The organism is Paraburkholderia sp. HC6.4b (assembly GCF_014200875.1).
Taxonomy (GTDB): domain Bacteria; phylum Pseudomonadota; class Gammaproteobacteria; order Burkholderiales; family Burkholderiaceae; genus Paraburkholderia; species Paraburkholderia tuberum.
Genome location: NZ_JACHDC010000029.1, coordinates 96,934 through 115,200, shown reverse-complemented (window position 1 = coordinate 115,200; position 18,267 = coordinate 96,934). Strand labels below are relative to the sequence as shown.

Here is an 18,267-nt window from a genome sequence, read left to right as displayed (position 1 = left end):
ATGCTCCTTGCGAATACGTCGAGTATTCGTTGCGTCGCAATCCTTGCGCTCGGCCCTTCTGGCGGCCAGCGCAAGCCCGTTATTAGCGTGAACAGGCCCTAGTTCACGCGCTCGGTCGCCATCCGCGTGACGATGTCGAACGCCTTCTGCGTCGCGCCGACGTCGGCCTTGCCCTGGCCGTGGATGTCGAACGCGGTGCCGTGCGCGGGCGTCGCGATCGGAACCGGCAAGCCGCCGTGCACGGTCACGCCGCGCCAGAAACCCATCAGCTTCATCGCGATCTGGCCTTGATCGTGGTACATCGTGACGACGCCGTCGAAGGCCTTCTGGTCGCGCGCGCGCACGAAGATCGTGTCGGCGGGAAACGGTCCCTGCACGTCGTAGCCGAGCTTGCGCGCGGCCTCGACGGCCGGCGCGATCACGTCGATCTCCTCGCGGCCGAACGCGCCGTTGTCGCCGTTGTGCGGATTGAAACCACATACCGCGATACGCGGTTGCGGATGGCCGGCTCGCTTCAGGCCTTCGTGAATCAGCCGCACCGCGCCGACGATGCGCTCCTCCGACAGCTTCGCGCTGACGTCCTTCAACGCCATATGCGAGGTCACGCGCGAAGTCCATAGCTCGTCGAGCACGTTGAACTCGCAGAAGCTGCCCGTGTAGCCGAGCTGCTTCGCGAACCACTCCATCTCGTCGCCGGTTTCCATGCCGGCCAGATGCAGCGAGGTCTTGTTGACCGGCGCGAACAGCATGCCTTGGGTGACGTTGCTTTGCGTCAGCGCGAGCGCGTGCCTGAACGCGGCGAGACTATAGCGGCCGCCGTGTTCGGTCGCCACCGCACGCTCGAAAGCTTGATCGCCGGGCAGACGGAAATCGATCAGCGACGGCACGCCGTCGCGTTGAAACGCGGCATGCGCATCTTCGACCACGTCGTAATCGAAGCGCTGCTGCGCGATCTTCATGCCGGTTTCGAGCTCGCGCCGCTCGCCGATGATCAGCAGCTCCGCGCGCGCGCGGTTCGCCCGCTGCGCGAACAGACGCGCGATCAGCTCGGGACCGATACCGGCGGGGTCGCCAAGAAGGACTGCGATGCGTGGCTTCATGTGCTTTCCTCGGATCGGTCCACTCATTCGACGATGTTGAAGTCGGCAAGATACTTGTCGCTCAACTTGATGCCAAGACCCGGCACGTCGTCCGACAGTTGCAGATAGCCATTTTCCGGCTGCGGCTCGCCTTCGAAGATGTAGTAGAACAATTCGTTGCCAACTTCGACATCGAACACCGGGAAGAACTCCGACATCGGGCTCGCGGTGCTCGACATCGTCAGATGATAGTTGTGCATCTGTCCCGCATGCGGAATCACCGGCACCGACCACGCTTCGGCCATCGCGTTGATCTTGCGCGCCGCCGTGATCCCGCCCACGCGATTCGTGTCGTACTGGATCACGTCGATCGCGCGGCGTTCGAGCAGATCCTTGAAGCCATAGCTCGTGAACTCATGCTCGCCACCCGACACCGGCATCAGGTTCATCTTCTTCAACTCCTGATAGCCTTCGACGTCGTCGCCGATCACCGGCTCCTCGATCCAGCGTGGATTGAATTCGGCGAGGCGCGGCAGCATTCTGCGCGCGTATTCGAGCGTCCAGCCCATATAGCATTCGAGCATGATGTCGACTTCGTCGCCGACCAGTTCACGCAACAGACGCACCTGTTCGATGTTCTTCGCCATGCCTTTCGGGCCGTCTTTCGGACCGTAGCCGAAGCGCATCTTCATCGCGGTGAAGCCGCTGTCCAGATAGCTTTCCGCTTCGCCGAGGAAAGCGTCGCGATCATCGTTGTTGTAAAGCTTCGATGCATAGCACCAGATCTTTTCTTTCGTGCGCCCGCCGAGCAGCTTGAACACCGGCTTTTTCACGGCCTTGCCCATGATGTCCCACAGCGCGATATCGATCGCGGAGATCGCCGCCATGCCGATGCCTTTGCGGCCCCACGCGAGCGTGCGGCGATACATCTTCTGCCAGATGTATTCGTTGTCGAACGGGTCTTCGCCGATCGCGATCGGCGCGAGGTATTCGTCGATGATCTGCTTCGCGATGCGCGGCGCGAGCGCGCAATTGCCGATGCCCACGGTGCCGTCGTCGCATTCGACTTCGACGACGAGCCAGCCGTGAAAGCGGAACGACCCCATCGCATCGCCACGCTCGTACAGAATATCGACCGCGTTCGTGCAGAAATGCGCTTGCGGCGGCACGACTTTGCCTTTCCACTCGAAAACACGCGTTCGGATATGCTTGATTTTCATGTTCGACGATTTCCTTCAGAGAATCAGAGAGTCAGTGGCCCGGGCGTTCGCCGAGCGGGCCGCTGCGATGAGAGACGGAATGGGAGGCGGCAGGGGCGAAGCGGAACGTCAGCAGCAGCAATGCGCCGATCAGTCCGACCACCGCGAGCGAGAACATACCCGCCTGCGAAGAGCCGGTCGCGCGCTCGGCCAGCCCCTTCAGATTCGGCGCGACGAAGCCGCCCAGATTGCCGATCGAATTGATCAACGCGATGCCGCCCGCGGCCGCGGCGCCGCCCAGGTAACCGGTGGGCAACGTCCAGAACAATGGCTGCACGCAGACGAAACCGATGGCGGCGAAACAGAAGGCGGCAATCGCAAGCGTGACCGACGACGTCATCGCCGACGCGGCAATGCCGAACGCCGCGAGCGCGAGCATCGCCGCGGCCCAGACACGGTGATGACCGTGGCGGTCGGCGTAGCGCGTCACCCAGAACGTGCCGATGATCGCGGCGATCCACGGAATCGCTGTCAGCATTCCGACCTCGACGCCGACATGGCCGCCGCTTGCGAGCCCGGCGATGCGGGTTGGCAGATAGAACACGACGCCATACACGCTCATCTGCACCGCGAAGTAGATCAGGCCGCAGAACAGTACGCGCGAATCGCGCAGCGCCGCGAGCACCGAAGCCGGACCATGCGCGAGCTTCTGGCGGTCTTCCTGGCGCAACGCGTGATCGAGCGCGTCACGCTCTTCGGCATCGAGCCAGTGCGCCTGCACGGGCCGGTCGGTCAGATAGAAGTAAGCGACGACACCCACCACCGACGCCGCCAGCCCCTCGATGACGAACAGCCATTGCCACGGATGCATGCCGAACGGATTGCCCGCATCGAGCAGCAGACCCGAGATCGGGCTGCCGAGCAGGAGCGCGAGCGGGAAGCCGAAATAGAACATGCCCATCGTCTGCGAGCGCGTTTTGGCGGGAAACCAGTTCGACAGGAACAGGATGATGCCGGGAAAGAAACCGGCTTCGGCGATGCCGAGCAGCGTGCGCAGCACATAGAAGCTCGTGGCGCTGTCGACGAAGGCGTTGCACGCGGACACGATGCCCCACGTGACCATGATGCGGCTCATCCAGATGCGCGCGCCGAAGCGGTACATCAGCAGGTTGCTCGGTACTTCGAACACCGCATAGCCGACGAAGAAAATGCCGGCGCCGAACGCGAACGCCGCGTCGCTCAAGCCCGTGTCGGCCTGCAGCACGTTCTTCGCGAAGCCGACGTTCGCGCGGTCGATGAACGCGAGTACGTACATCAGGATCAGAAAAGGCAGCAGCCTCGTGCGCGCTTTGGTAATCGCGCTGTCGAGCGCGGGGCTCGCGGTCATCGTCATGCGTCGTCTCCGGTTTTGTCTTGTCAACGCGAACGGCGTTGCGATTGGCCGTCCTGCGATAACCGCTAGTGTGCGAAACTATCCGATAACTGACCACTGAATAATTCGAATCGGCCGATTCGCTAAAGTTATCGCTCATGATCCCGCCCGCCTCCACCATTCGCAAACGCTTGCGCCTGCGTCATCTGCAACTGATGGTCGCGCTGTCGGAAACGGAATCGCTGCGGCGTGCCGCCGACGATCTCGCGATGACCCAGCCCGCCGCGACCAAGGCCTTGCAGGAACTGGAGGACACGCTCGGCGTATCGCTGTTCGTGCGCCATGCGCGCGGCATGGAGCCGACGATCTTCGGCGAGGCCGTGATGCGCTATGCGCGCGTCGTGTTCCAGGATCTCGACGAGCTGCGCGAGGAGTTGGCCGGCATCGAGGCCGGCGACATCGGCAAGGTGCGCATCGGCGCGGTGATGGCGCCGTCGCCCGAATTGCTGACGCACACGATCGTCAAGCTGAAGGAAGCGCACCCGCGCCTGCAGATGGCGGTCACGATCGACACCAGCGACGTGCTCGTGCAGTCGCTGCAACAGGATCAGCTCGATATTATGATTGGCCGGATTCCCGATGGTTTTCCGGCGCTCGATCTGAGCTTCGAGACGTTGGCGGAAGAGGCGCTGTCGATCGTCGTGCGGCCCGATCATCCGGCCGTGAAAACAGGCAAGCAAACGGGCACGCGGCCGAAGCTCGCGGACCTCGCGCGTTATCCGTGGATCATCCAGCCGCATCCGAGCCCGATGCGCCAGGTCATCGATCAAACGTTTCGCGAGTCGCGCGTTGCGCCGCCGGTCAGCACGGTCGAGACGTCGTCGATTCTGACCACGCTGTCGTTGCTGCGCGACTCGGACATGCTCGCCGTGCTGCCGAGTTCGGTCGCGCAGTACTACGTCGCGCTCGATGCGATCGCCGCGATCGCGACGCCGCTACGCGGCCGGCTCGCACCGTATGGGCTGATTCTGCGCAGAAACCGGCGCATCACGCCGGCGATGCAACTGGTCATCGATTCGATTCGCGCGGCGTGAGGTTTTCTGCGAAGCGCAATTCGCCGCCCGCATTGATGTCCGCGAGATCCGGGTGAGCGCGAGCCGCGTCGAGCGGAATATCCGGCCGCATGAAGAAGGTCGCGACGATGCCGAGCGCGAGCAGTCCGAGCGAGCCCGCGAACGGCAGCGTCCAGCTACCCGTGCGGTCCACGATCAGGCCGAACACGATCGGCGTGAAAATCCCCGCAACCGCCGAGCCCGCATTCACGAGCCCGCTCGCGACACCGACGTGCCGCGGGCAGATGTCCATCGGCACGGCCCAGATCGGCCCGATCGTCATTTCGAGGAAGAAGAACGACAGGCTCATGCACGCTGCCATGACCGGCAGCGACTTCACGACCATCACCGGCGCGAGGAACACCAAAGCGCCGAGAAACGCGCAGATGATCACGTTGCGGCGCGCCGCGACGACGTTGCGCGTACGCTTCAACACGCGGTCGCTGAGCACGCCGCCCGCGGTATTGCCGACCACGCCGGATAGAAACACGCCCGCGGAGAACATCGCCGAGCTTTTCAGATCGAGGCCGCGACCGTGCATGAAGAACGTGGGCAGCCAGGTGAAGAACAGCCAGCCGGTCCAGCCGTAGCAGAAGTAGACGAGCATCGTTGGTGCGATGCGTTTGAGCAGACGCCGCCACGGCGTGGGCTCGCGCGTCGCTTCGACCGCGGATTGACGGACCGGTGGCAATTGCATTTCCTGCTCCGCGGTCATATGGCGATGCTTGCGCGGGTCGTCGGTGAAATACCATGCGTAGACGACGACCCACACGAACGTCAGCGCGCCGACCGCGAGAAACGACACACGCCACGACGAATACGCGACCAGCAGCGCGATCAGCGGCGGTGTGATCGCATTGCCGAGCCGCGAGAACGAATGCGTGAGGCCTTGCACGAAGCCGCGCCGGTTCGAGGGGAACCAGTTGGTCAGCGCCCGCGCCTGCGCGGGCAGCGCCGCGCCTTCACCGATGCCGAGCAAAAGCCGCGCGCCGAACAGCGACGCGAGCCCGCCCGCGAGACCGGTCGCGACCGTCGCGACGATCCAGATGCTTGCGCAGGTCACGAGCGTGAGCTTCGCGCCGAAGCGGTCGCTGACCCAGCCGCCGATCACCTGGCACAGCGCGTACGTGTATGCGAACGCGGCGAACACGAGGCCGACGTTGGTATTGCTCAGATGCAGATCGTCGCGGATCAGCCCGGCCGCCGCCGACAGGTTGACGCGATCGAGATACAAGATGAACGACATCGCGCACATGAGTGCGAGAACCGCCCGGCTGACCTTGGGTCGCAGCATCGTCTCCTCCGGATTGTCGCGTGAGCCGGCGCCGATGCTCCGACGTTGGCGTCCGCTATGGCTTGTTTTGTGCGCACATTATCAGAAGCCGGGTGATAGTTGACCAATGAATTGTTTGGATACAGCGATCACTGGGGGTTATCGCTTTCATCCTTCGCCCATAGCCGAGCGTTGACTGTCAGGTATAGATTGGGGCTCCATGCGACCGACCCGCAGTACGGCGCAAAACTGATCAGCATCATTCGCTCACGCCATCTCGATCAATATGACGTCCGGTAGAACAGACAAAACCTTGAGGACACGATTGGTGACCTTCGCTCCGCTTCTCGCCAGCGTGCACGCAATGGCATCGGGGCAGACGACCGCCACAGCGGATCAGGCAGCGGACCGGGCAGCGAAAGTTACCCAGAGCCACCATCTATCCTCCAACCGCACCCAATGCCTGATGTTCGACGTATCCGATGAGAAGCGCTATTTCATCGTCGGGGTTCATGAGAAACACACCCCCGAATGCGGTGGCGATCCGACTACCGCACCGGTGCTGTTCTTCCTGAAGATACGCAAGCGAGATGGCTACGTCGTCACCAATCATCGTGACGGGGATCATTTCGCGCCGCTCCCGCCGAAACAATGATCCCGGACCCGCCACCACCACGGCGGGTTCCGCCTCTGTTGCCTCGCACCCCGCACTGGTTGTGCTCGCTCTTGCCCAGCATGAACCTCGGGGCTCTACAGTGCTTCGTCATTCTCGCGGAGGTACTCAACTTCAGCCGCGCCGCGAAGCGGCTGCATACCGCGCTGAGCCAGCAGATCCGCTCGCTCGACGAACTGCTCGGCACGCGGCGGCGTCGACCGCACGCGGCGGATCGACTCAATCACAACTTAACGCACATTGGATGTAAGCGCTATTGACCCGTACAACACTTGTTAGGACAATCGGGCTCAAACGATATTTCAACACGCCGGCCGTTTTCGACATCGTTCTTCGAATAGACGCGCGAACTGGTCTTTACCGTTCCACGCAAGAAGCCAAATTGATCCAGCACCGCTTTACCCGCTATCAGGCGAGCTTGGGCCAATTGGGTTGCGTTCTGTTCGCGTTCCTCAGCATGCCCACTTACTAGCGTTGTTTCCTTGGTTTTGTGATTCGCATATGTAATTTTTTGATCGACTACCCAGTTAGCAAGCCTTAAAACCTCATCAACGGAGATAACGGCACTATTTGGTGGAAAGTAGATATCGAAATTCTCGCCAGGCATACATGCAAAAACATGTCCCGATATCAGAGCCGAAATGATGACGTAAAGTTTACGCATTGTAGATAACGTATCCGGCGATGCTGTCAGCGTTATCGATTGCCTGTTCGGGATTCGTTCCTCCCCACGAAAGGCACTCGTTCATGAAGAGCACCAGTGTGTACCTCGAACCATTCTTCATTTTCGTCGGTCTTGAACCCGTATTTATTCCGATCATCAAAATCATTCATCCCTGATTGCCTCCGCAATATAAAACCTCAAGCTCGATTCAAAAATGGTCGCGATACGCTCGGTTTGCCCCTTGCGCATTCGTAGTTCCCGTTTTCACCCGCTCACCGTCAAGAATGATCCGGTAACGCACATTAGCGAGCGGTTTGCCGTCGCGATCTTTGAGCGCGTATTGCTCGTCGTGAGTGAAACGCTTCGACGCTGGCTCTGGCGCTGCCTTGCGTCCGCGGCAATCGCACGCCCATGCGTAACCGAGGGCTTCGGCCATATCGTAACCGTTTGAATACGACCGAAGCCTATCCAGCCGAAACCATTCGCCGGTTTCGACGTTCAGAGCCATGGCGGACGGCATTGGCGGGAAGTTTGAATATATTGAATATGTCACGCGGCAAAGCTGGCATTCTTCCTTGCCCCCAGCGTCTTCCTGTTTCTGTTGCTCCATTTGACCTCTGCTGGTTTTCCAGAACACACCCGACGAATTAACCATCTAAAACGAATCACAGTCAATGACTTTAATCTGAGATAAAACCGTTTTTACAGATACTCACAATCGTTGCGGGTATCTGATTTTCGGGTCCATCTTTCCGGTATCGCCGCTCAACAAGAAAAGACGGCATTGAGCCGCCTTCTCCGTCAGTGATCGACGCCGGTCAGTGCCAGCGAGAACCGCTGCCGCGCCCGCCGGTGTCAGTCGTCGGTTGGGAAGCCTCTCGGCTGATCTGATCGAGGACGTGCCACTGCCCGCATAACGCGGTTTGCCATAGCCGCGCTTCACGCATCGTCCTTCCCCGCGCGCGCGACGCTCAGCAGTTCTCTAACGCGTCGCGCGAGATTCGACAACGGGCCGCCGGACCGCGCGACGGCCTGCTGTCTGTGTGGCATACGTTGCAGATCGTGCCAGTCGTCATCGAGCGCTCTTGCGTGAGCGTCGGCGCCAAACGGCCATTCGACCACCACCGCGCGCAAGCGGGCGGCGCGCGAGCTTCTGTCGGCGCGATCGATATACGCATTGATCTGCGACGCCTCGTACCGCGCCGATTCCTCCGAATCCACGGCAATGAAGTCGTTCAGTCCTTCGATATGGACGCACCATAACTGTTCGCTCACGTCGCGTCTCCTACCACGTTTTTTTGGCCTGCCCGATCAGCCCAGTGACAGCCGTGCAAACTCAGGTTCGGCCCTCAGCCGTTCCCAGTTCAGATCAGCGAAGCACGGGCCTTGCGTCGCCTCGCTGAATTTGACGTCGTTGTGCTTGCCGTTCCACTCCATCACCTTGACCTGGCCGTTCGCGTCGACCGCGAGATCCCAGCCGATGCAGCGCGCAAACGGAATCTTCCTGTGCAGGCGTAGCACGGTGGCCACGCATTTCTCGAAACATGGGATCTTCAGGCCCGCAAAGCGCGCGCCCGAGTCTGGATGCGCGTCCACCGCGGCCCAGTCGCTCATATACCCCTCGTCGCACAGTTCGCCCGTTTCGAGTTCGACCGGCACGCATATCTCGCGATCGCTCAGCACATGCGTATCGTCCGCTCTGCCGAGTCGCAAGTAGCAAGCCCGAATGGAAATGCGACCGGCCTCGTCCACCACAGTCGTGAAGCGCAATGTCGCCACCGGCTTCGCAGCAAACGTAGCGAACAGACTGTGCTGGTTGATGAACGTCTGAATCACGCCATTGCCGAGCGACCTGATGACCGCGGGGTCGAAGTTGGCACGGTCGAAGAAGTAGACACCGTTGCCCTGTCCGGAACCGTCGAGCTTGAATACGACGCGTTCGGTATGCTCGAACACGACGTCTGTCAGATCGCGCTCGGGCACCACGACGCCTTTCTCGGTAAAGAACAGCCCATTGGCAAAGTACGCGACGTCCGGCAATTCGTCGCCGTCGAAGATCAGCCGTGAAATCGGCTTGAGGCTCGAAATCTTGCCGTACCAGCCTTGCATTTGCGGCACGACGACGATGCCGTAGTAGTTGTCCGGAATCCAGCCTTCCTTGAAGGTGCCGCAAAACGCGGTATAAACGCGCAGCCAGGGTGCGTAGACCGGGTCGCCGAACACGTCTCGCGCATAGGTGTCCGCGAGCCGCAGTTTGTTCGGATCGGTCTTGCCATACCTGCTTTCGAGTCGCTCCAATATTTTTCTCGCCTGCAATTCGTGATCGTGGTGAAAGCGGTAAAGCGAGACCCGCTTCGCAGATCGTCTTACTATGTTTTCAACTCCGGATAGCATCATGCTCAGTACGCGTTTGGATGATGAAGCCCCTTGAAAATCGTGGCCAGAATGATCTTCATGTCGAGCCAGAACGACCAGTTGCGCAGGTAGTACAGATCGTGTGCGACGCGGCCCTCCATCTTTTCCAGACGATCGGTTTCGCCGCGATAGCCGTTGATCTGCGCCCACCCGGTAATGCCGGGTTTGATCCGATAACGGTGGATATAGCCCGATACGATGTTCTGATAGAGATCGTCGTGTTCCAGCGCATGCGGGCGCGGCCCCACCACCGACATATCGCCGCGCAACACGTTGAAGAACTGCGGTAGTTCGTCGAGACTCGTGCGGCGCAGGAACGCGCCGACGGTCGTGATGCGTGGATCGTCGCGCGTGGCCTGTTCGAGAATGCCCGGCTTCTGCTCGTGCAGGCGCATCGTGCGGAACTTGTAGATCGTAAATACGCGGCCGTCGGCGCCTTTGCGACACTGCGTGAAGAACACCGGCCCGCGCGAACTCAGTTTGACGGCGATCGCGCAGCCCAGCAGTATCGGCGAGATCGCGATCAACGCGACGAGCGCGAACAGACGATCGAACAGGTCTTTTTGCACCAACGCCTTCGGCGGCAGCGGCGACGCGGCAAGATTGATCGTCGGCAAGCCGAGCAACTCGGTCATGCTGCCTTCGAACAGCGCAAGCGAGCGCACGTCGGGCATGAAGCGCACATTGATCAGGTCGTTGCGAAACTCCGCCACCAGCTTGAGAATCGCGCGCTCCTCGGTGAGCGGCAGCGCCAGCCACACTTCGCCGATCTGCTGTTCGCGCACGTAGCGAGCGAACGCACCCTGTTCTTCGAAGACCTGCACCGACGAGCGCGGCGGAATGCAGCAGCCGGGGTGCAGGTTATACAGCGCATTCGCGCGAAAGCCGGCCGCGGGCGACGTCTCAATCTTATGGATGATCTCGTCGCAATGTTCGCCGCACGCCGCCACCGCGACCTGCTGCAAGTTCATCCCCGCATGACGCATGCGCCCAAGCAACGCATGCGTGACCAGCCGGCCGGCCATCATTGCCGCGCCCGAAATGCCGGTCCAGTACACGAACCAGAGTCGCGACACGAAATCGATCCGGTGCAGCGAGAACATCAGCACCATCGCGCAGGCCTGCACGACGAGCCAGCCGAGCGCCACCTGGCTCGCCAGCACTCTTTTCGAGCGGCCACGCCACGATTGGTAGACGCCGAGCGCCGGAAAGACCGCGAGAGCGAACGCCGCGGCAAAAGCGACGAAGGCGAAATAAAAGCTCCGTTGCGAGCCGCCGTCGAAGCGGATCTGGGAGGCCGCAAATGCCCCAGCCACGATCATCGCGACGTCGAACGCTCTCGCCAGTAGACCAGTCAGCAATCGCATCACAGCCCCCTCATAGGACGTAGCAGGTCGACTCCGTCGCATCAGCCACAACGCCCGTACTTGTCGTCGAAACGAACGATGTCGTCTTCGCCGAGATAAGTACCCGACTGCACCTCGATGATCTGCAGCGGCACGCGGCCCGGATTTTCGAGCCGATGGCGAACACCCAACGGGATATAGGTCGATTCGTTTTCGCCAAGAAGAAACTGCTCTTGCCCGCGCGTGACGTGTGCGGTTCCACACACCACGACCCAATGCTCGGCGCGATGATGATGCATCTGCAACGACAGACGGCCGCCGGGCATCACGACGATGCGCTTCACCTGAAAGCGCTCGCCATGATCGATCGAGTCGTAAAAGCCCCAGGGGCGACGCACTTTTCTGTGCGCATCGGCCTCCGGCGACTTCTCGGCCCTGATCCGCGACACGAGTCCCTTGATGTCCTGCACATGCGAGCGATCCGCGACGAGCACCGCGTCGTCGGTCTCGATCACGATCATGTTGTTGGTGCCGACGCAGGCGAGAAGCCTGCCTCCTTGCGAGCGTGCGTAGGTCGCGGTGGCCCCTTCAAACAGCACGCGGCCGCTGGCCGCGTTACCGCAGTCGTCCTTCTCCATCGCTTGCCATACGGCATCCCACGAGCCGAGATCGGACCAGCCTGCTTCGAGCGGCACCACCACGCCGGAAAACGCCGACTCCGGTTTGCCAAGCTGTTCCATCACCGCATAGTCGATCGAGTCGGACGGCGAACCCAGGAACTCCTCGGCGTCCGGCATGATGCATTCTTCAGTCTTCTTCGCGTCGCGGTATGCCTGAACGCAGGCCGCGTGCATGTCCGGCTGAAACTGCTCGATGACGGAGAGCCAAACCGACGCTCGCACGACGAAGATGCCGCTATTCCACCAGTAATTGCCCGACGCGACGTACTGGGCCGCGAGTTCCGTCGCGGGCTTCTCGACGAAGCGCTCGATGCGGCGCGCGCCGTCTGGCAACGCGTCGCCGAGCCGGATATAACCGAAGCCCGTGTCGGGCCGTTCGGGCGGTACGCCTAGCGTGACGATCGCGCCGTCGCGCGCATGCCTCGCGGCGATGTCCAGCGCGTGGTGAAGCGCTTCGAGATTCGCGATCGCATGGTCGGCGGGCATTGCGACCAGAATGGCGTCTTCGTCTTCCGCGCATGCCGTCAACGCGGCAAGCGTCAATGCCGGCGCCGTATCGCGACGCGCGGGTTCGACCACGATCCGCGCGGTCACGCCGATCTCGCGCGCCTGCTCGTAAGTGGCGAAATAATGCTCGGTTCCGCAGACGATCACGGGATCGGCCGCGACGTTCCATGCGCCATCAAAACCCGCCATGCGCCCCATGGTTGCTTGCAGCAAAGTCTGATTGCCGATCACGTCGATCAGTTGTTTTGGAAACTGTTCGCGCGACACCGGCCACAACCGGGTGCCGGAACCACCGGCGAGAATCACCTGCACGAGCGTCGGCAACTCCGCCTCGGCAGAATCCTGTCGTATCGTTTCGACATCCGCTGCGGCTGCTGCCGCGGTAACCTTGCCCATCGCTCACTCCTTCGCATTGAAACCGGCTCGGGAACGCGTTTCCCTCGAGGACACCGCATAACGCGGTGTGCCGCGATCCACGCAAATACCGTCTGATGTGATTCATGACAGGGCGTGCGCGTCAAACGGACCAGACCAGTAGTTCGGTTCGCAGTGAAAGATGCATGCGCCTACGGCGAATCCGGCTCGATCGGGAAGTACGGAAACGACTGGCCGAATCGCAATGGTCTGCTCGACAACGACGACCGGAAAACGATTGAAACGAAAGATCGAATGCGGCAAACGACCTGCATCGGATCTAGTCGACATCGTGCCCCGATGAATTCATCATAGTTAGACCAGATTGCGACGCAGCCCATCTGGCGCGAAGCGCGGAAGTTTTGGCGGTGCTCGCGGACTGGATTTAACAAGCTTGCGAACGAGCTTGCACTTCTATTGCAGGGCGCACGATTGGAAATAAGCAGCGACACGTGCTACCGTTTAATGAACGTCCCGTGGCATTCATGTCAAAGATAAACAGCGGTGTGATCCCCGCGCGGCCCACACTGTGAGTTTTCCGCTGTTCCAATCTCGCCATCATCCAGCGCATGGGCACAACCCCAACCGGCGCGCCATTCGTTTTTCTGGAGTTGCAATGGCCTATATTTCGCTAGTCGCACTTTTCCTGACGGTCACGAATTTCGTGCCCATCAGTGCGATCGGCTTTGTCCCGTTGCTATTGCTGGCATGGCGCTTTTACGGCCGCAGTTATCCCGCGTTCATCGCGCCGCTTACCGCTTTCACGGTGCTCGCGACCGTCTCGACGCTGCTCTATGATCCGCAGTCGTTCCTCGACTTCGACTTTTATCGGCGCGACGGCAATTTTTTCATTTCCTATGCGCCCATTTTTGCCGGTTTCGTATATGCGCACCGCTGGGATCTGCACAAGGTACTGCGTGCGCTGTTCATTTTCGCGGTCATCATCAATCTGCCGATGTACGTCTACTACATCGCCACGAACGGGCTGTTCAGCATCTTCGTTAATCCGGCCGACAGTTTCGGCAGCTACTTCATTGCGCGCAACGCAGCCGGCGGCTTCCTGGCGATGCTGTTCTGTCTCGGCATAGCGTGCTACCTGCAAAAACGCAGCAAGCTGCTGATCGCGCTGCTCGCCTGCAATGTGCTGATGCTGTTTTCGACCTACAGCCGTGGCTCGCTGCTTGGCGCGGCGGCCGTTCTGCCCTATCTGTACTTTGGCCGCAAGCGCTGGATGCTCGGCACGCTGATAGCCGTGCTGCTGCTAGCCTCGGTCGCCGTCGCGATCTACCATACCCAGCCGAACGTCGACTACATGGGCTATACGTTCGCGATTCACGCCAATGACGCCAAGGTCAACAACCTCGACATTCGCTACGAGTGGTTGTGGCCGCGAGCGCTCGCGTATTTCGTGCAAAGCCCGCTCGTCGGTCTCGGCTTCGGCTCCTTCGACGACCACATCGGCAGCCTCACCTCGTACTTCCATCTGTTCGCGGTGCCGTCCGACATAGTGATCGAGCACAGCGACTCGCACGCTCACAACTCGTATCTGAATATCCTCGCCGAGCTCGGCGTAGTGGGCTTGACGCTGATCCTCGCGTTCTTCTGGAGACTGATCGAGTGGAGCAGGCAGGGGGCGGCGTATGCCGCGTTGGTCGAGGGCGGCCGCCAGTTCGCGGCGTTCCGCTTCGTGGAGATTTCGTCGGTTTGCCTGCTGGTGATGTCGGCAACCGAGCATCGGCTCGTTTCGCCGTCGAATGTATTGATTCTTTCTCTGGTGATCTCGCTGCTGCTAGCCGCGCGTCCGCTGGCGGCCACCGCATTCAGGCCCGGCCCGCGCGGAGCGCGCAAGGCGGGCATCGTGGGCACGCGAGCTGCGCAGCCCGTGCCCCAGCGCCCGACTCAGGGCGTAACGTCGGCAAGATGACGTTCTTCGGCCGGCAGCGACTGACTCGGCGCATAGGGAAGAAACTGTTCGACGCACGCATACGGGAGCCGCGCGTCGACGAAGCCCATCAGGGCCTTCTTGAAGTTCTCCGACGAAAACCGCTCGGCATTCTTGCGGCACACGCGTGCGTCGAATAGGCCTGCGTTGCTCTCGAACCGGGTAACGGCTTCGAGCAACGACGCGGTGCTTTGCTCACCGAAGAAAACCCCGGTGGGTCGCTCGAGCGGCAATCCCACCACCGATTCAAGCGCGCCACCGCGGCCGAAGGCGATCACCGGCGTGCCGCATGCCTGCGCTTCGACCACCGAAATGCCGAAGTCTTCTTCCGCCGCGAACACGAACGCGCGCGCGCGCCGCAAATGATCGACCAGCACATCGGACGGCTGATGCCCGAGAATCTGGACGTTGTCGCCGGCCACCGCTTTGATCTTCTTCATCTCGGGACCGTCGCCGATCACGACCAGCTTGCGTTCAGGCGTTTGCGAAAAGGCCTGAACGATCAGATCGATACGCTTATAAGGCACCATCCGCGACGCCGTCACGTAGAAATCCTCTTTCTCCGTACCAATAGGCATGTTCACCAGATCGACCGGCGGATAGATCACGGTCGATTCGCGCTGATAGGCCTTTCTGATACGCCGCGCAATGAACTGAGAATTCGCGACGAGATGATCGACGCCGTTCGCGGAGCGCGAATCCCAGCCTCGAATGTAATGAAGCAGCACGCGCGCCAACGCGGAGCGCAGCCCTGTGTCGAGATGGGATTCACGCAGGTACTGATGTTGCAGATCCCACGCATAGCGGATCGGCGAATGAATGTAGCTGATATGCATCTGGTTCGGCCCGGTCAACACGCCTTTCGCGACCGCGTGCGAGCTCGAAATGACGAGATCGTAGCCTGACAGATCCACCTGCTCGATCGCAATCGGCATCAACGGTAGATAGGCGCGGTATCGTCTTCGCGCAAACGGCATCTTCTGGATGAATGACGTGTTGACGGACTTCCCCTTCACGCAATCGCGGTCTTCGAGAAAATCGACAATCGAAAAGACATCCGCATCCGGGAAGCACTCGATGATGTTCTTCAATACTTTCTCGGCGCCGCCGGACACTACCAGCCAATCGTGAACAATAGCGACTTTCACTTCGACCTCCTGTGACAATCCATCCAAACTCCCACACACCCACGCGCCACTTCAATCGTCCTTTGCGCCGCCCGCCTGCGTACTAAGCCCGCACACCACCCGCACCCGCTCGAGCGCGCGCTCGGCGCCGGGCAACAGCCCGACCAGTTCGAGGCGAATCAACACGCTGAGCAGCGTCACCGACAGCGCCGCTTCGCCGATCACCCGAGCAGAGGCCATGCCAATCGCGCCAAAACGCGGCGCGAGAACGAGCGCCGCTGCGAGATTGACCAGCGCCGAGGCGACGCCGGCAATCGCGAGCACCCGGTCTTTCCTGCGCGGCACGAATACATAGAGCGCGACGAACTCGTTGAAAGCCGCGAACGGGAACATCCATGCAAACACCTGCAACACGTGCACGCTCGGCTCGAACGCGGCGCCGAGAATCAGCGGCAACACGAAAGGCGACAGCGTCAACGCGCCGCACAGCACGAGCACGCCATAGCCGAGCAGCAAGATGGCGCCGCGCCGCGTCGTGACATGCGCGCCAGCCTTGTCGCCCTGCGCGAGTTGCCGGGTTATCGTCGGAATAAAGACTTGCGCCGCCGGGGCCATCAGGCTGAGTCCGATCGTCGCGAAACGCTCGGCGGCGCCGAAATAGCCGACCTCCGCGGGCGTCGAGAACAAGGTCAGCAAATACGTCGACGATGCCGTCAGGACGACGGAGCCGGACGAATAGCAGAACAGCATCGTCGACCGGCGCACGAGCGGCAGGACGCCGGCAAACGCCAGACGCGGCCAACCGAGTTGCCACGTCGTCAAACCGTAGGCAATGATCAAGGACGCGATACCCGCAATCAGCAAACTCGCCAACACCCATACGGCATCGTTCGGTCCTTTGACGAGAGTCAGCACCAGCACGAGACTCAGCGCGAAGCCGAACACTTCGATCATGATCGGCGTTCGAATGTGTTGCCGCCCCTGAAACAGCCAGCCGAGATTGCATGCCGACACGATACCTAGCAAGGTCGCGAGCAGGCCGATCAGCGGCCGCTCCGACAGTAACGGTGAACAGAACGTCGCAATGATGCCGATGCCCGCGCCGATCACGGCGAGTGTCAGCCGCGCGCTGACATGCAGCGAATAGATCGCATTGCATTCCTGGGTCGACTGCGCTTTCGCCACCTCGCGCATGCCGACGAAGGTAAAGCCGAAGCCGACGAGCATCCATATCACGTTCATCAGCGACATCGACGCGAGTACCCGGCCGTATTCGGCCACGCCGAGCACCCGGCCATAGAACGGCACGACGATCAGGAGGTACACGTACCTCATGAAATAACCGGCGTAAACAAATACGATCAGGTTGGCGCTCGTTCGTCTATCCATGCCGTCCTCCTTCGCCTCAGCGTCCTGCGACGCGACGGCGCGCGAGCGGGTTCGCGATATAACGCACCGCGAAATCCGACAGCGGCGAATAAGGCACGAGACACAGGCTCGACAGTACGAGCGTGCCGAGCTTCTTCTTCAGGCTCCAGAACGGATTTGCAATGATCGTGTGCAGATAGTTGCGCGAATGGAGGATCATCCAATGCCAACGCCGGAACAGGGTCGCGCGATAAACGGAAGAGCAGAATGTCGCTTTCTCGTGCGAGAAGTCGAGAAATGTTGCCGGTAGTTCTATGTCGAGCCGATCTTTGGCGATATTGCGCAGAATGGCCCAGCGCATGTTGAACGCGCGCGGTGCTTTCGTCAGTTGTTCCGAGTTCGCGAACGACACCGTTTCACTGCCCGCGTTATGCACCCGGTAGCCGCCTAGCGACTTCGACACGGTAGCGATCGGTCCAGCCAGCGCGACGCCATAGATCGCATAAAAGTCCGCGCCATAGCGATTCACGCCCTCTTCGGGAACCGGGAAGATCTGCTTGAGCGCGCTCACCCGGTAAGCATTGCCAGACGCGGGCGGGGACGGATAGAGCCACCCGCCGCGCAGCAGCCTGCCGCAGTCGTGTGGCGGCTCGCTATTCGGCACATAGGCGCCCGTCAATGCGCCTTCGTTGTCCATCACGTCGAGCCGGAATTGCACCTTGGCCCACTCGCCGCCCTCGAAAAAGCGCATGACTTCGGTAACCGCGGATGGGTACAGCACGTCATCGGAATCGAGAAGGATCACATACTCGGTGGTGAGCGACGCGATTGCGTAGTTGTAGGCGGATACTTGCCCGCCGTTTTTCTTGCACAACGTCAGTACGCGATCGCCATAGCTTTCGATGATCGCGCGCGAACCGTCGGTCGAGCCATCGTCGACGACCATGACGGTGGTCGCCGGATAATCCTGCGCGAGCGCCGAGTCGATCGCCGCGGCCAGATAGTGCTCGTAGTTGTAGTTGCAAATCGCAATGGTGACCTGCTTCATGATGTGTCAACGCTATTTGTCAGGTTCGATCCGCCGGCTCCCGGCGGT

The 18,267-nt window shown here is 60.9% G+C and carries 16 protein-coding genes and 1 pseudogene; 4 read left to right on the top strand and 13 right to left on the bottom strand.

From position 1 onward, the window contains the following. Positions 1-98: 98 nt before the first annotated feature. The 3 genes from HDG34_RS34915 to HDG34_RS34905 are packed head-to-tail and all read right to left on the bottom strand — an operon-like array spanning position 99 to position 3,671. A complete protein-coding gene (locus HDG34_RS34915; RefSeq protein WP_184067514.1) occupies positions 99-1,100 on the bottom strand; it encodes a 4-hydroxythreonine-4-phosphate dehydrogenase PdxA in 1,002 nt (333 codons plus the stop codon). Between the two features lie 23 nt (positions 1,101-1,123). Continuing rightward, positions 1,124-2,299: an L-rhamnonate dehydratase gene (locus tag HDG34_RS34910; RefSeq protein WP_090809205.1), complete on the bottom strand. Its 1,176-nt coding sequence runs from the start codon at positions 2,297-2,299 to the stop codon at positions 1,124-1,126. Positions 2,300-2,330: 31 nt separating this feature from the next. After that, positions 2,331-3,671, bottom strand: coding sequence for an MFS transporter (locus HDG34_RS34905; protein WP_184067510.1), 1,341 nt, complete (start codon positions 3,669-3,671; stop codon positions 2,331-2,333). A gap of 137 nt (positions 3,672-3,808) precedes the next feature. Between HDG34_RS34905 and HDG34_RS34900 the strand changes: the two genes are divergently transcribed. Beyond that, the gene (locus HDG34_RS34900) at positions 3,809-4,744 is read left to right on the top strand and encodes a LysR family transcriptional regulator (RefSeq protein WP_184067507.1); all 936 of its coding nucleotides are present in this window, start codon (positions 3,809-3,811) and stop codon (positions 4,742-4,744) included. On the opposite strand, the gene HDG34_RS34895 is transcribed toward HDG34_RS34900, so the two are convergent. Beyond that, the gene (locus HDG34_RS34895) at positions 4,719-6,056 is read right to left on the bottom strand and encodes an MFS transporter (RefSeq protein WP_184067504.1); all 1,338 of its coding nucleotides are present in this window, start codon (positions 6,054-6,056) and stop codon (positions 4,719-4,721) included. The two genes, HDG34_RS34900 and HDG34_RS34895, sit on opposite strands and share 26 nt — an antisense overlap. Positions 6,057-6,363: 307 nt before the next feature. On the opposite strand from HDG34_RS34895, the gene HDG34_RS34890 reads away from it, so the two are divergent. Both HDG34_RS34890 and HDG34_RS34885 read left to right on the top strand, forming a co-directional pair. After that, entirely contained in the window at positions 6,364-6,690 is a 327-nt protein-coding gene (locus tag HDG34_RS34890; RefSeq protein WP_184067501.1) for a hypothetical protein, read from the top strand. Positions 6,691-6,770: 80 nt separating this feature from the next. Beyond that, positions 6,771-6,941: pseudogene (locus HDG34_RS34885) on the top strand (LysR family transcriptional regulator); the annotation flags it as partial. 20 nt (positions 6,942-6,961) lie between these two features. On the opposite strand, the gene HDG34_RS34880 reads toward HDG34_RS34885, so the two are convergent. The 6 genes from HDG34_RS34880 to HDG34_RS34855 form a co-directional block, all read right to left on the bottom strand. Continuing rightward, positions 6,962-7,372 carry a hypothetical protein gene (locus tag HDG34_RS34880; protein WP_184067498.1) on the bottom strand — a complete coding sequence of 137 codons (411 nt, stop codon included), beginning with the start codon at positions 7,370-7,372 and terminating at the stop codon, positions 6,962-6,964. Between the two features lie 208 nt (positions 7,373-7,580). Then, positions 7,581-7,982, bottom strand: a complete 402-nt coding sequence (locus tag HDG34_RS34875) for a hypothetical protein (protein ID WP_184067495.1) — start codon at positions 7,980-7,982, stop codon at positions 7,581-7,583. Positions 7,983-8,311: 329 nt separating this feature from the next. After that, positions 8,312-8,647, bottom strand: coding sequence for a hypothetical protein (locus HDG34_RS34870; RefSeq protein ID WP_184067492.1), 336 nt, complete (start codon positions 8,645-8,647; stop codon positions 8,312-8,314). Positions 8,648-8,683: 36 nt separating this feature from the next. Then, positions 8,684-9,670: a sugar-transfer associated ATP-grasp domain-containing protein gene (locus HDG34_RS34865; protein WP_260321435.1), complete on the bottom strand. Its 987-nt coding sequence runs from the start codon at positions 9,668-9,670 to the stop codon at positions 8,684-8,686. Positions 9,671-9,771: 101 nt separating this feature from the next. Then, positions 9,772-11,154: an undecaprenyl-phosphate glucose phosphotransferase gene (locus HDG34_RS34860; RefSeq protein ID WP_184067486.1), complete on the bottom strand. Its 1,383-nt coding sequence runs from the start codon at positions 11,152-11,154 to the stop codon at positions 9,772-9,774. A gap of 41 nt (positions 11,155-11,195) precedes the next feature. Further along, positions 11,196-12,716, bottom strand: coding sequence for a mannose-1-phosphate guanylyltransferase/mannose-6-phosphate isomerase (locus HDG34_RS34855; RefSeq protein ID WP_184067483.1), 1,521 nt, complete (start codon positions 12,714-12,716; stop codon positions 11,196-11,198). 634 nt (positions 12,717-13,350) lie between these two features. On the opposite strand from HDG34_RS34855, the gene HDG34_RS34850 reads away from it, so the two are divergent. After that, the gene (locus tag HDG34_RS34850) at positions 13,351-14,658 is read left to right on the top strand and encodes an O-antigen ligase (RefSeq protein WP_184067481.1); all 1,308 of its coding nucleotides are present in this window, start codon (positions 13,351-13,353) and stop codon (positions 14,656-14,658) included. Here HDG34_RS34850 and HDG34_RS34845 read toward each other — a convergent pair. From HDG34_RS34845 to HDG34_RS34835, 3 genes are read right to left on the bottom strand one after another with little or no spacing between them, the layout of a single operon-like run. Then, the gene (locus tag HDG34_RS34845) at positions 14,634-15,824 is read right to left on the bottom strand and encodes a glycosyltransferase family 4 protein (protein WP_184067478.1); all 1,191 of its coding nucleotides are present in this window, start codon (positions 15,822-15,824) and stop codon (positions 14,634-14,636) included. The genes HDG34_RS34850 and HDG34_RS34845 overlap by 25 nt on opposite strands. A 51-nt stretch (positions 15,825-15,875) precedes the next feature. Then, positions 15,876-17,192 (bottom strand): lipopolysaccharide biosynthesis protein, encoded by a 1,317-nt coding sequence (locus HDG34_RS34840; RefSeq protein ID WP_184067475.1) that lies wholly within the window; start codon positions 17,190-17,192, stop codon positions 15,876-15,878. Positions 17,193-17,208: 16 nt separating this feature from the next. After that, a complete protein-coding gene (locus HDG34_RS34835) occupies positions 17,209-18,219 on the bottom strand; it encodes a glycosyltransferase family 2 protein (RefSeq protein WP_184067472.1) in 1,011 nt (336 codons plus the stop codon). Positions 18,220-18,267 lie beyond the last annotated feature (48 nt).

What these genes read in the sequence shown, in the direction of transcription:
- HDG34_RS34915 (WP_184067514.1), bottom strand. Translation starts at nt 1,100, where the DNA reads ATGAAGCCACGCATCGCAGTCCTTCTTGGCGACCCCGCCGGTATCGGT.
- HDG34_RS34910 (WP_090809205.1), bottom strand. Translation starts at nt 2,299, where the DNA reads ATGAAAATCAAGCATATCCGAACGCGTGTTTTCGAGTGGAAAGGCAAA.
- HDG34_RS34905 (WP_184067510.1), bottom strand. Translation starts at nt 3,671, where the DNA reads ATGACGATGACCGCGAGCCCCGCGCTCGACAGCGCGATTACCAAAGCG.
- HDG34_RS34900 (WP_184067507.1), top strand. Translation starts at nt 3,809, where the DNA reads ATGATCCCGCCCGCCTCCACCATTCGCAAACGCTTGCGCCTGCGTCAT.
- HDG34_RS34895 (WP_184067504.1), bottom strand. Translation starts at nt 6,056, where the DNA reads ATGCTGCGACCCAAGGTCAGCCGGGCGGTTCTCGCACTCATGTGCGCG.
- HDG34_RS34880 (WP_184067498.1), bottom strand. Translation starts at nt 7,372, where the DNA reads ATGCGTAAACTTTACGTCATCATTTCGGCTCTGATATCGGGACATGTT.
- HDG34_RS34875 (WP_184067495.1), bottom strand. Translation starts at nt 7,982, where the DNA reads ATGGAGCAACAGAAACAGGAAGACGCTGGGGGCAAGGAAGAATGCCAG.
- HDG34_RS34860 (WP_184067486.1), bottom strand. Translation starts at nt 11,154, where the DNA reads ATGCGATTGCTGACTGGTCTACTGGCGAGAGCGTTCGACGTCGCGATG.
- HDG34_RS34855 (WP_184067483.1), bottom strand. Translation starts at nt 12,716, where the DNA reads ATGGGCAAGGTTACCGCGGCAGCAGCCGCAGCGGATGTCGAAACGATA.
- HDG34_RS34850 (WP_184067481.1), top strand. Translation starts at nt 13,351, where the DNA reads ATGGCCTATATTTCGCTAGTCGCACTTTTCCTGACGGTCACGAATTTC.
- HDG34_RS34840 (WP_184067475.1), bottom strand. Translation starts at nt 17,192, where the DNA reads ATGGATAGACGAACGAGCGCCAACCTGATCGTATTTGTTTACGCCGGT.
- HDG34_RS34835 (WP_184067472.1), bottom strand. Translation starts at nt 18,219, where the DNA reads ATGAAGCAGGTCACCATTGCGATTTGCAACTACAACTACGAGCACTAT.